The sequence below is a fragment of the Novosphingobium sp. TK71 genome (assembly GCF_055361505.1).
In genome coordinates, this window is record NZ_JBSZKA010000001.1 from 1,870,153 (window position 1) to 1,882,643 (window position 12,491).

A 12,491-nucleotide genomic window follows, 5' to 3' on the forward strand; every position below is an offset into this window, starting at 1 on the left:
CCCTTTTCGCATCCATTTCTCTCGGCATCCGCTGTGGCTCGGTTTGTTCGCCTTGGCCCGTGGTTCATGCGTGTCGGGGCTGGAGGCCGGGTTTGACGGGGCCCGATCACCGCGCCAGACAGGGCCTGTCTTTTCCATCCCGAAAGTGCCCGATCCATGCAGCGCGTGACCATCTCCATCGACGATCAACTCGTGGAGACGCTGGACCAGCTGATTGCCGAGCGCGGCTATCAGAGCCGTTCGGAAGCCATGCGCGACCTTGTGCGCGGCGCCATCGAAAGCTGGCGGCAGGAGAACAGCCGCAGCGAGCATTGCGTGGCCAACCTGTCCTACGTCTTCGACCGCCGCACCCGCTCGCTGCCACAGCGCCTTGCCGATCTCCAGCACGAACACCACGATCTGGTGGCGGCCAGCACGCTGGTCAGGCTGGACCATGACCACGGACTGGAAAGCGTGATGCTCAAGGGGCCGACCCGCCAGGTCAAGGCTTTCGCCGACCGTGTCCGGGCCGAGCGGGGCGTGCGCTTCGGCACGATCAACATGCTCGACGTGGAAGCCGGAGACGGTCACGACCACGCCGGCGCGCATGACCACCACGGCCATGCGCATATGTCACCGCGCAGCAAGTGAAGGCCCGGCGCGCCCTCCTTTGGCACGCAGGGCGTGCAGCAGCGCAGCGAAGGCGAAAGTCCCGGCGCTGAGCGCGACGACCGCAGCGCTGGCGGCAAGCCCGTGCGCCTCGCGCCATTGATCCAGCCTCGGCAGCAGCAGGGCCGCCATTCCCAGCAGGCCAAGCCCGAGATTGGCAAGTCCGATCCCGCCGGTGACGGCGCGCGAGACCATCGCCGCGCGCGCGTCAGCCGAGCGCAGGAGATGGACGGTCAAGGCCCCGTTCGCGGTTCCCACCAGCACCATTCCCGCCGCGAAACCTGCACAGCCCATCAGCGCCCAGGGCCAGCCGCCCAGCAGCTTTCCCGCAACCCCCAGCCCGAGCGCGATCGCCACCGTATCGAACGAGATCGCAAAAAGGGCGCCGGTCAGCACGATCATCAGGCTCCTGTCGGCAGGAGGAACCAGCCGGCTGCGCCAGCCCCGGACCTGGACCGGCCCGGTTCCGGCATGGCGACGTACCGCGCGCAGGTTCATCATGCCCAGCAGGATCAGTGTCGTGGCCGATATGGCCACTCCCGTCAGCGCCAGCCAGTCGGGCGGGGCCACTTGGCGGGAAAGGAACAGGCATCCGGCAAAAGCGATCCCGGTCACGACCAGAACGTGACCGGCCGCGAAGGAGACCCCCGCCATGCGGGCGTGCCACGGCCGGGAAACCGCAGATCGCCGCGCGGCAGCGTCTACCACGGCAAGATGATCGGCATCCAGCGCATGGCGCGCGCCAAGCGCGAAACCGGTCAGCAGAAGCGCCTGAAACGAGAGCGTGGCCGGATCGATCACAGGCGATACCTCAGGGAAAGGCGAACCTGGCGCGGCTCTACCGGGTGAATGTGGCGGTCCTCCACGCCTTCCGCCGGCTCTCCGGCAAGACGCGAGGCGTAGTAATAGGAGATGTCGGCATCCCTGGCATCGAAGAGATTGAGCACGTCGAGACCGATCTTCACGGCACCGCGCGTGTAATAGGCGCCCAGGTTGACGAGGCTGGTGGGATGCGAACGCACGCTGTTGTCCTCGATCAGCGGTGCCGCGCCGAAGTGGCGCAGCCGCAGGGCGCCGCTGAAGCCATGGCCCAGTTCGACCGCCGCTCCGGCCGAAAGGACTTCGCTGACGGCGTTGGGAATGCGGTCCTCCCCCGCATCGACGCCGCGAAACCGCGCATGGGTGAGCGCACCGGCGGCATCCAGCGCCAGCCAGTCCACCGGGCGCCAGAACAGCGTCGCCTCCACGCCGCGGCGGTGCGTGGCATCGTTGGGCTCGGTGGAGCCACCGTCACCCACGAAGACCAGTTCCGAACCGAGGCTGAGGTGGAAGGCCACGAGCGAGGCGGTAAAGCGCGGCAGTTCCAGCCGCACGCCCAGTTCCTCACCCCGCGCCTTCACCAGCACCGGCACGCGGCCCACCGCTTCCCCCGTGACGGGATCGTTGCGGATCGCCGCCCCGCGCACATCGTTGGAATGGAAGCTCTCTCCGTAATTGGCGTAGAACTCCAGCCGGTCGGTCGCTCGCCAGGCCAGCGCGGCTTTCGGGCTCAGCATCGCGTCGGAACCCTTGCCGGAATTGGCGGCCATCGTCAGGGCATTCACGTCATAACCATAGACATCGCCGCGCAGGCCCAGCGTCAGGCGCAGCCGGCCAGAAAGCGCGGCCTCCGCCTCGCCATAGGCACCGCCGCTGTACTCGTCGACCTTGTCCTCCCGGATCGCCGCGCGCGTTACGCCGGCGACCGAGGAATAGAGCCCGATCTTGCCGATATGATCCCACCGCCCGTCCCCACCCAGCGTGAAGGTGACCGGCAGACCGGCGAACTGCGATTCGATACGGTGACGGACCGAGCCACCGAAAACGCCGCGCCGGTCGCGCTGCTGGAACTCGTCGCCGTTGACCGGGTCATTCAGGAAGTATGTGAAGTTGGACGTCAGCAGGAACCGGTAATAGGTCGCATAGGCGGAGATTTCCGTATTCCCGAGCGCGGCGTTCCCGAACAGGCCAAGCCGGGTCGTGCGTCCGCCAAGTGCGGTATCGATGTTTCCCCAACGATCGATCAGCCCTTCGTCGATGGCGCGCCGGGGAACCTGGTCCGTCGCATTCCAGGTCGCGCGGTAGCCGGTGAAACCGATGCTCCATCCATGTTTCTGTGTGCCTTGGGTATACTTCAGCAGGCCGTTGACCTTCTTCAGGTCCTCATCGAGATCCCAGGGGCCGTTGGAATGCGTGCCGTCCACCGCCATGAGCAGGTCTCCGCCCATCGCCTTCACACTACCGGCCGCCAGCGCCCGGTAGTAGCCGTAACTGCCTGCCGTCGCCTCCATCAGCGGGCGGGACAGGCTGTCGGCGGTCCTGAACTGCACGGTTCCGGCGGCTGAGAAATCCCCGACATCCGCAAAGTACGGGCCCTTGCGATAGTCGATCCGCTCAACCAGTTCAGGGATCAGGAAGTTGAGATCGAGATAGCCCTGCCCATGCCCATGCGTGCGCATGTTGATGGGCACGCCGTCGACGAATCCCGCAAAATCGGTGCCGTGATCGAGATTGAAGCCGCGCAGGAAATACTGGTTCGCCTTGCCCGTGCCCGAATGCTGCGTGGCAATCACACCCGGCACATTCTCGACCAGTTCGCCCACGCGGCTGAGCGGCTTGTCCGCGAAATCCTCATAGCCCACGACGCCTTGCGAGCCGGATTGCGCAATCCCGATCTGCGCAAGACCGCGCCCGTAGACAACGATCTCCCTGTCCGCCGCCACAGGCACTTCCTCCTCGGCCAGGGCCGGGTGGGCAGACAGCAGGGCGGCCGCAACAGCCGCGCTGCGACAAGCACTGCGCCCAAACGAGCGAGTCGCACCCGGCACCGATTGAGTATGAATAATCATCGCGATATTCATACGAATCTTCGCCGCACCCAGGATGGGGCATTTGACGTATGCGCCGGGTGGATCCGCTTAGAAGCGGGCGAATACCGGGATCGCCCCGAACATCAGCGAGAGCAGCCCGACGAGGCTGATCGCTATCAGGACGCTGCCGACGCCTCTCAGCAGGCTCGTCGAGGAAAGGCGCCGCGTCACGAGCGCGCCAACCGGCGCCGCCACGATCCCGCCGATCAGCAACCCCGAGGCGGCGATCGTGAAGGATTGCAAGCCCAGCTTGCCGATGAATGCCGACAGGACGGTAACGGTGACGAAGAACTCTGCGGCATTCACCGTGCCGATCGCCATGCGCGGCGTCATGCCCTGCGCCAGCAGGTTGCCCGTCACCACCGGCCCCCAGCCACCGCCGCCTACCGCGTCGAGGAAGCCACCGGCCAGCCCCAGCGGACCGACCAGCTTCATCCGGCGATAGGCCTGCGGGCGCCTTGCTCCGCGCCAGATAAGATAGACCCCGATGGCCGCGAGGTAGACGAACACCGCAGGCCGAACGATGGTCAGGCTCACCACGGAGAGGAGCCAGACACCGCAGAGCCCGCCCGCGATACCGGGGATCACCAGCCGCGCGAACAGCGACCAGTCGACGTTGCGCTGGAGAACATGCGCAACGCCGGAAGCGCCGCTGGTGAAACCTTCGACGGTATGTGTCACCGAGGAAGCCAGCGCGGGCGGCATGCCCAGCAGCATCAGCAAGGAATTGCCGATCACACCGAAGGCCATGCCCAGCGCACTGTCCACGGTCTGTGCGGCGAAGCCTATCAGGATGAACGGGATCAGGTCGGACCAGGGTATCGTAGCCGGGTCGATCATCGGCGCATCTTCCGTCGCAATTGGGAGGCGGGCTTGCCGAAGCGTCCGGCCGGCGCGGTGAACAGGAACAGCATGGGGAAGCTCAGCGCGATCACCGAAAGGAGCCCGCTCAGGGCAGCTTCCGCCCCGGCAAGCCAGGGAAGCACCGCCGCCCAGATCGCCACGCCCAGCACGACCAGCAAGGTCCGCTCCTGTTCGAGATCGTCCAGCGCCGACAGATCGGTGCGGACCCGGCCCTCGAACAAGGTGCGAAGACCAAGGCTGGTGCGGCTCTTCCGGTCAACCAGAGGTGCCGGGATCGCGGCATGGGCAAGACAGTTGACCCCGGCGGCGATCATCCTGAGACCGATTGCGCGGGCGAAGCGCCTGGGATCGGCGTTGCGATCGCTGATCGACCGAAGGCCCGTGCGGCCGCCGAACATCAGTTCGGCCAGGGCATTGCTTTCGGCCGGCACCGGCGTTTCGGCAGGGGCGTCCTGCGTCGACCTGATCCATTCGAGAATGGTGGAAGGCACGTCCATTCCGCTGGCGCGTTCGAGGCCCTGGAACCCCGGCGCCGAATTCGCCTCGCAGATACGATAGCCGTCCTCGTCGAACAGGATGTCGATCCCGGTCACGTCGAGGCCCAGCACGTCGGCCGCCTGCACCGCAAGCTCGGCCATCTCGGGTGGCGGGTTGTACGCCACCCCGACGCCTCCCAGCGAAACGTTGGACTTGAAACCGCCCGTCATCGACCGCCGTTCCATGGCCGCCACCACGCGGCCTCCCACCACCAGCACGCGCACGTCGCGGCCATGGCTGGCACGGACATAGTGCTGGAGAATGAAATCGGCCTTGGCCTCGGCACTTTCCAGCAAGCCCGCCAGATCCTCGAACTGCTCGCGGTCCTCGCATTTCAGGACGCCGGCGCCGCGCGTTCCCTTGAGCGTCTTCACGATCAGCGGGAAGCCCAGTTCACGCTCCACAAGTCCGACGTCGATCGGAAAAGTACCCAGGATCGTGCGCGGAATAGGAAGGCCCGCCCGGCTCAGGCTCTGGAGCGTATGCAGCTTGTCCGCCACCCGTTCGATAGTTGCAGGGCCGTTCACCAGCCTCACTCCGCGGCGTTCGAAATGGCGCAGCAGTGCCAGTGTGAAGTAGTCCGTCTCGGCGCCGGTACGGCACAGGATGAAGTCGGGCCGCTCCATCGGATGGCCCTGGTACTTCGTCCCCCAATCGTCCCCCGCGCCCACGATGAGATCGAAGCGATGCGGATTGAGAATGTGCAGCTCGATGCCCATGGCGCTTGCGGCTTCCTGAAACCTCAGGATTTCCGGAACCTCCGGGATGGCCGGATCAAGCTCTCGATGAAACAGGACCCAGCCCCGCAATCGCTTCTCCTTTGTCGGCCGAAATTCGGCATTTCCTGCGGCCACGCCCCGCCTGTCGGCTGAAGCCGACTGGACGAGGGCATAACACCTCTAGCGCCGCATCGGTTGCAGAACGGCGTCAATCGCGGGCCTGGCCTGACTAGCGCCCAAACTCCCGGCTTGCGTAATGCAGCCTTTTAATTGCGTTTCGCGCATCTTTTTATGAGTTGTGCTGAAGCATGCACCTGTTCAGCGCCAAGCGAGGATTTGAGCCGATCGGCGGGTTTGCCGCAGCGGGCAGGCCATTGGCATGGCGCAATATATTCGTCCTGCTCATCTATCATTGCGGACGCCTCCGGCCTTCCGGTGCCCGTAGAAAATCTTTTTTGTCAACCAAATCGGTAGAGATTAGCCCGACGTCGCTTTTTAGTCCGACAAAAAGGGGCACATTGTCGTGTATCGTTTCACCGGAGCCATTGCGCTTCTCCTCACCAGCACCTCGGTCTTCGCACAGGATGCGCAGCAGCAGAACACGCGAGAAACCGCCGCTGACGACACTTCGCGCGCCGACATCATCGTCACCGGCATCCGCAAGAGCCTGGCTGACTCGCTGGCCGTGAAGCGCGATTCCGCACAAGTCGTCGACGCCATCTCGGCCGAGGACGTGGGCAAGTTCCCGGACAAGAACATCGGCGAGGCGCTCCAGCGCATTACCGGCGTCCAGATCACCCGCAGCGGCGGCGAAGGGCAGGCGATCACCATTCGCGGCGCCGATGCCTCGCTCAACCGCGTCGAGATCAACGGCCAGTCGGCGCTTTCCACCTCGATCGCGGCAGCGGCCGGCAACGGCAGCAACCGCGCGGTCGATTTCCGCGATCTTCCTGCCGAATTCGTGTCGCGCCTCGAAGTGCTCAAGTCCGCCACCCCGGACATGACCGAGGGCGGCCTCGGCGGCACCGTGCGCATCATCACCCGCCGCCCGTTCGACAGCAAGGAAGGCTACCTCGCCGGCTCGGCCCAGGGCATCTACAACGAACTGGCCGACAAGGTGGACCCCAAGTTCGCGGTGATCGGCTCGAAGCTCTTTGCCCACGACACCATCGGCGTGCTGCTCTCAGGCACTTACGAAGAACGCACGATCCGCTACGACCAGGCGCGCACGACCGGGTGGCGACAGGTCGAAACCACCCAGCCCGCCACCCCCGCCGCGCAGAACTGCCTCTCCGGCCGCAACCAGGCGCGCTGTGTCGATCTCGACGGCAGCGGCTTCGGTGATTTCTACCCCGACATCCCGCGTTACATCACCGCAACCGAGCCGACCAAGCGCTATGCCCTCAACGGCATCCTCGAATGGCGGCCCAGCGACGATTTCCGCGCCTATGTCGAAGGCACCTATACCCGCAGCGACACGACCTCGGACGACCAGTACCTCCAGCTCAGCACCACGCAATCCGTGGCGAACGGCGGCATCGATCCCACCGGTGTCGTCATTCGCGACGAGACCGCGCAGACGGTGACCTTCGTCAACAGCTCGAACCCCGGCTCCGGGCCGAGCGTGAATTACCGCAGCGTGATCGGCAGCCTCAACCGCCGCACTTTCAACGGCATTCTCGGTGCCGAGTGGACCACCGGCAAGTTCAAGCTCTCGGCACGCGGCACTTATGCCGCCTCGCGCGTGCTTAACGACGAAGTGGACGTGACCGCCTCGGTTTCCGGCAAGGACGCTCTGCCGTGGATCACGATCGACTACAACAACCCGCAGAACGCGCCGAACATCATCCTGCCGATCGACACCACCACGACCGAAGGCATCAATACCCTCTCGGTCGAGGCACGCCCGCGCCTCAACAAGCAGCGCGAGACCGGCGCCAAGTTCGATGCCGAGTACAAGCCCGATGAAAGCGGTTTCCTGACCTCGCTCAAGAGCGGCGTCGAGCTTAACCAGCTGGTGTCCAGCAGCCGCTTCCAGAACGCGGTCTATACGCTGAACGGCATCACCGGGCAGACCACGCTGACCCGCTCGGGCGTAACCGGCACGCAGGTTCTCGCCACCACCACCCCGGCCGCGCAGCTCGCCAGAATCCAGGACCTGCTGAACACTTACGGCGGCATGGGTGACGGCAGCTTCTTCAAGACCGGCGACCTCGGCTTCTCCGGCATCGATCGCTGGTGGAACCTTGGCGACAATCTCGCCAATGCCGTGGGCATTCCCGATCCCTACACCAGCATTTCACCGCTCGACACCTACAAGGTCCGCGAGAGCACGATCGCCGGATACTTCCAGGGGTCGTTCAACCTTGATCTGGGCTTTGACCTTTCGGGCGTGGTCGGTGCGCGCCTCGTCCATACGCGCACGGTTTCCAGCGGTAGCCAGAGCACGGACGGTGTCATCACGCCCGCCCGCTACACCGGCGAATATACCGTCCTGCTGCCCTCGCTGAACCTGCGCGCCGAAGTGATCCCGCGCAAGCTGGTGGTTCGCGCCACCGCTTCGGATGTGCTCGCCCGCCCTGCCCCTTCGCAGATGGCGCCCAACGTCAGGCTGGATTCCGTGGCGCTCACGGGCTCGCGCGGTAACCCGGGCCTCAAGCCCTACCGCGCCTGGCAGTACGACCTCGGCTTCGAATACTACCTGTCGCGCACCAACTACGTCTCGGTCACGGCTTTCCGCAAGGACATCAAGTCGTTCATCGACACGCAGAGCCAGGAAGAGGAGATCGACGGGCAGGTCTACACCATAAGGCTTCCGGTCAACGGCACCCAGCATGTCACCATTCAGGGTTTCGAGGCAGGCGCGCAGCTTGGACTGGACTTCCTGCCCGGCCTGCTGAGCAACCTGGGCGTGACCGCGAACTACACCTTCAACAGCGACAGCGGCTATGAAGGAAAGGACTACTTCACCGGCGGCTCCCTGCCGTTCCCGGGCGTTTCGCGCAACAGCTACAACGCCTCGGTGTTCTACGACGACGGCCGCTTCGCCATCCGCGGGTCCTACAACTGGCGCAGCCGCTACCTGATCAACGCCGTCGATCGCGGCAACAACCCCTCGTTCGGCGAATCCTTCGGCCAGTTCGACGCCTCGGCAAGCTATGTCATCAACCCGCATGTCTCGGTGTTCCTGGAGGGCGTGAACCTCACCGATTCCACCCGGATCGAGAACGCCAACAGCATCTATCGCCGCAACGTGATCGAGACTTACGGCCGCCGCGTCTACTTCGGCGTACGGGCCAAGCTGTGAGCGCACGGGCACTTTCCCGGCGCGCGATGATGACGGGGCTGGCGGGAGCATGTCTCCTGCCGGTCCCGGCCTTCACGCGGGGCGGGCAGCGGACGATGTTCTCGGACCGCTTCCGCCACGGCCTCGGCCAATGGCGGATCGAAGCGGAGGCTCCGGCGCGCGTGTCCGCTACCGGCGGTGTGCTCGATATCGAGGCACCGGCAGGACTGACGCTCTGGTTCCTGCCGCGCCTCGCAGGCCGTATCGCCATCGACTACGAAGCGCAGGCGGTCTCCGAAGGCGGCGCCCATGACCGGGTGAGCGACCTCAACTGCTTCTGGATGGCGCAGGACCGGGCAGCGCCGAAAGGCAACGCACTGGCCCGCCCGCGCACGGGCAGGTTCGAGGACTACGACGACCTCGAAACCTATTATGTCGGCGTCGGCGGAAACGGCAATTCAACCACGCGCTTTCGCCGCTATGTCGGAACGCCCGGCATTCGCCCGCTGCTGCCGCAGAACGACCGGCGCGGCGCGGAGGACATGCTTGTCGGCAACCGCTGGCAGCGCATCCGTCTCACGGCCGACGGCGCGCGGATCGGTTTCTTCCGGGGCGACCGGCAGCTTTTCGCTTTCGACGATCCGGCACCGCTGGCCAGCGGCCACTTCGCGCTGCGCACCACCGCAAGCCATCTCAGAATTCGCGACTTCACCGTTTCCCGCCTCGCTTGAATCCAGGATCCGTCATGCCCTGCTCACGTCGCGCGCTGCTGCGCGCCGGTCTCCTCGGAGGCGCCGCCCTGTCCCTTCCGGGCCGCCTTCTCGCCGCCTCGCCCTTGGCTCCAGATGCGGACTTGCACTGGCTCGATGGCGAGGCACCGGGTTGGGACAGCGGCCAGAGCTTCGGCGTTCCCTGGCCGCGCGGGGTCTTGCGCCAGGTCGGAAACCTCGCCGCGCAAGCGAATGAAGGCGCCGCGCTGCCGGTGCAAAGCTGGCCGCTCGCCTATTGGCCGGACGGTTCGATCAAGTGGAGCGGCCATGCGCTTGGCGGCGGTGCAGCGCCTCGGACCGTGAAGATCGCCCCCGGACGCCCCGCTGCACCGGTCGAGAAAGTCACCGTCAGGGAACAGGGCGAAACCATCGCCGTGCAGGTCGGCCCGACATGCTGGCGCGTGCCGCGTCAGGGCAGCGCGGTCATCGCCTCGGCCGAGCGCGACGGCCGCGTGCTCCTGCGCGATGTCGCGTTGGTCGCCCGCGCGCAGGATGCGGCCTCGGGCGAGGAGGCAGACACCCTTACCCAGCGCCATTTCACCAGCCGCATAGGCAGCGTGACCATCGAGCAATCCGGCCCGGTCCGCGCCGTGCTCAAGGTCGAGGGCAGCCATGCCGGCGAGGAAGGCGCCTGGCTGCCGTTCAGCCTGAGGCTCTACTTCACCAGCGGCAGCGACGCCGTGCGGATCGTGCACAGCTTCATCTGGGACGGCGACGCCGATCGCGACTTCCTCTCGGGGCTTGGCGTGCAGGCCCGCGTTCCGATGCGCGGCGCGCTGCATGACCGGCACGTCCGCCTCGCCACCGAAAAGAACCTGTTCGCCGAAGCCGTGCGCCCGCTGACCGGACTGCGCCGCGATCCGGGCGAGGGTTTCCGACAAGCGCAGATCGACGGCCGCGCCGCAACGGGTATCTCGGCGCTGCCGGAAAAGTTCGCGCCGCTCCTCGACAGCATTCCCGCCTGGGGCGATTTCCGGCTGTTTCAGGGTACGTCCGAGGGGTTCGTCGTGACCAAGCGCACCCGCAAGGGGCGCGCGCCGATCCAGTCTCTCGAAGGGCACCGTGCGCGCGGTCTTGCCTATGTCGGTTCGCCGCAAGGCGGCGCGGCGATCGGCATGGCGGACTTCTGGAAGCGTCATCCGGTCCAGCTCGACATTGCCGGGGCTGCCGGAGACGAAGCCGAACTCACCGCATGGCTCTGGGCGCCCGATGCTCCGGCGCTGGACATGCGCTCCTATCGCGACGTGCTGGGCATGACCGATTACCCCGCGCAGAACCGCGGCCTCGACGTGACCTACGAGGACTACGAGCCGGGCTGGGATTGCGCCAAGGGCATCGCGCGGACCAACGAACTCTGGCTCTGGGCGCTGCCCGCCACACCCGATACCGCAACGCTGGAAAGCTACGCCGCCCACGTCGCCCGCCCGCCGCGCCTCCTGGCGAGCCCCGCGCAGATCCGGGCTGCCGGGGTCTTCGGAGACTGGGCTCTACCCGCGATCACCGGCCCGGCAGCGGCGGCCGTGGAACGTCAGAACGACCTGCTGCTCGGCCATTACCAGGGCGAGATCGAGCGGCGCCATTGGTACGGTTTCTGGAACCACGGCGACGTCATGCATACTTACGATGCCGACCGGCATCAGTGGCGCTACGACATCGGCGGCTATGCCTGGGACAACAGCGAACTCTCGACCGACCTGTGGCTCTGGTACAGCTACTTGCGCACCGGCCGCGCCGGCCTTTTCCGCATGGCCGAGGCGATGACCCGCCACACCGGAGAGGTCGACGTCTACCACATGGGCCCATGGGCCGGGCTCGGCACCCGCCACGGCGTCCAGCACTGGAGCGACAGTTCGAAGCAGCCGCGCGTTTCCAATGCCGCCTATCGCCGGATCTATTATTACCTCACGGGCGACGAACGCGTGGGTGACCTCATGCGCGCGCTGGTCCATTCCGACCGGGCGCTTCAGAAAGTCGATATCGGCCGCAAGGTCGCCGACCGTGCGCCGGAATCTCTGCCGCCCGGCGGCATCGCCGCGGTCACGAAGCCGAAGGACCTGCCCGACGGCGTGATCCAGCTACAGTTCGGCACGAGCTGGGGCAGTCTTGTCGCGGCATGGTTCACCGAATGGGAGCGCACCGGCGAGCGCCGCTGGCGCGACCGCATCGTCGCCGGGATGGACAGCATCGCCGCCCTGCCACGTCAATGGTGGGCGGGCGGCGCCAACTTCGACCTCGCCAGCGGCCGCTTCGTGTCGGGCGGCGACCAGATCAGCGTCAGCCACCTCAATGCCGTGTTCGGCGTGGTGGAGATCATGGCCGAAGTGCTCCCGCTGGTAGATACCCCCCGCTACCGCGCCGCCTGGATCGACTACTGCGCCTGGTACAATGCCCCCGCCGCTGACTGGGAGCGCCGCTTCGGCGAACCTCCGCGCGGGCACAACTTGCACCAGGCACACTCGCGCCTCACCGCCTATGCGGCCCATGCATTGGGCGACAGGGCACTGGCAAGACGCGCCTGGGCAGAGTTCCACGACCGGGATCTGCCCGCCGATCTGGCAGCGCACAATGTCGCGGAAGGGCAAGTGGAAATCCCCGGCCTCTCGACCAACAGCGCGGCCCAGTGGGGCCTTGCCGCAATCCAGAATCTCGCACTCCTGCCCGGCAACGTGCTGGTGGAATGAGAACCTGCCGCCTATCCCGAAGCTCTTGCAACGCAGCGGATTAGCGGACACGGTCGGCCCCAAGTCAGGAGACGCCG

General features: G+C 66.1%; 8 protein-coding genes. 4 read left to right on the forward strand and 4 right to left on the reverse strand.

The features are described 5' to 3' along the window. Nucleotides 1-156: 156 nt before the first annotated feature. Nucleotides 157-630 carry a nickel-responsive transcriptional regulator NikR gene (gene nikR / locus ACXJ16_RS24170; RefSeq protein ID WP_054436153.1) on the forward strand — a complete coding sequence of 158 codons (474 nt, stop codon included), beginning with the start codon at nucleotides 157-159 and terminating at the stop codon, nucleotides 628-630. Here nikR and ACXJ16_RS24175 read toward each other — a convergent pair. From ACXJ16_RS24175 to ACXJ16_RS24190, 4 genes are all read right to left on the reverse strand, one after another. After that, nucleotides 613-1,449: a HoxN/HupN/NixA family nickel/cobalt transporter gene (locus ACXJ16_RS24175; protein ID WP_463922389.1), complete on the reverse strand. Its 837-nt coding sequence runs from the start codon at nucleotides 1,447-1,449 to the stop codon at nucleotides 613-615. The two genes, nikR and ACXJ16_RS24175, sit on opposite strands and share 18 nt — an antisense overlap. Continuing rightward, entirely contained in the window at nucleotides 1,446-3,410 is a 1,965-nt protein-coding gene (locus tag ACXJ16_RS24180) for a TonB-dependent receptor (RefSeq protein WP_463922390.1), read from the reverse strand. The genes ACXJ16_RS24175 and ACXJ16_RS24180 overlap by 4 nt, the downstream gene beginning before the upstream one ends. A 195-nt stretch (nucleotides 3,411-3,605) precedes the next feature. Continuing rightward, the gene (locus tag ACXJ16_RS24185) at nucleotides 3,606-4,397 is read right to left on the reverse strand and encodes a sulfite exporter TauE/SafE family protein (RefSeq protein ID WP_054436148.1); all 792 of its coding nucleotides are present in this window, start codon (nucleotides 4,395-4,397) and stop codon (nucleotides 3,606-3,608) included. Then, the gene (locus ACXJ16_RS24190; RefSeq protein ID WP_463922391.1) at nucleotides 4,394-5,767 is read right to left on the reverse strand and encodes an ATP-grasp domain-containing protein; all 1,374 of its coding nucleotides are present in this window, start codon (nucleotides 5,765-5,767) and stop codon (nucleotides 4,394-4,396) included. The genes ACXJ16_RS24185 and ACXJ16_RS24190 overlap by 4 nt, the downstream gene beginning before the upstream one ends. Nucleotides 5,768-6,200: 433 nt before the next feature. On the opposite strand from ACXJ16_RS24190, the gene ACXJ16_RS24195 reads away from it, so the two are divergent. Genes ACXJ16_RS24195 through ACXJ16_RS24205 form a run of 3 tightly spaced genes read left to right on the forward strand, consistent with a single transcriptional unit; the run spans nucleotide 6,201 to nucleotide 12,414 of the window. Beyond that, a complete protein-coding gene (locus ACXJ16_RS24195) occupies nucleotides 6,201-8,984 on the forward strand; it encodes a TonB-dependent receptor (RefSeq protein WP_324699144.1) in 2,784 nt (927 codons plus the stop codon). Continuing rightward, nucleotides 8,981-9,694, forward strand: a complete 714-nt coding sequence (locus tag ACXJ16_RS24200) for a DUF6250 domain-containing protein (protein WP_443478557.1) — start codon at nucleotides 8,981-8,983, stop codon at nucleotides 9,692-9,694. Before ACXJ16_RS24195 ends, ACXJ16_RS24200 begins: the two co-directional genes overlap by 4 nt. Nucleotides 9,695-9,708: 14 nt before the next feature. Further along, nucleotides 9,709-12,414 carry an exo-rhamnogalacturonan lyase family protein gene (locus tag ACXJ16_RS24205; protein ID WP_463922393.1) on the forward strand — a complete coding sequence of 902 codons (2,706 nt, stop codon included), beginning with the start codon at nucleotides 9,709-9,711 and terminating at the stop codon, nucleotides 12,412-12,414. The last annotated feature ends 77 nt before the right edge of the window (nucleotides 12,415-12,491 follow it).

Excerpts from the sequence above, each read along its gene's own strand:
- nikR (WP_054436153.1), top strand. The coding sequence starts at position 157 with ATGCAGCGCGTGACCATCTCCATCGACGATCAACTCGTGGAGACGCTG.
- ACXJ16_RS24185 (WP_054436148.1), bottom strand. The coding sequence starts at position 4,397 with ATGATCGACCCGGCTACGATACCCTGGTCCGACCTGATCCCGTTCATC.
- ACXJ16_RS24205 (WP_463922393.1), top strand. The coding sequence starts at position 9,709 with ATGCCCTGCTCACGTCGCGCGCTGCTGCGCGCCGGTCTCCTCGGAGGC.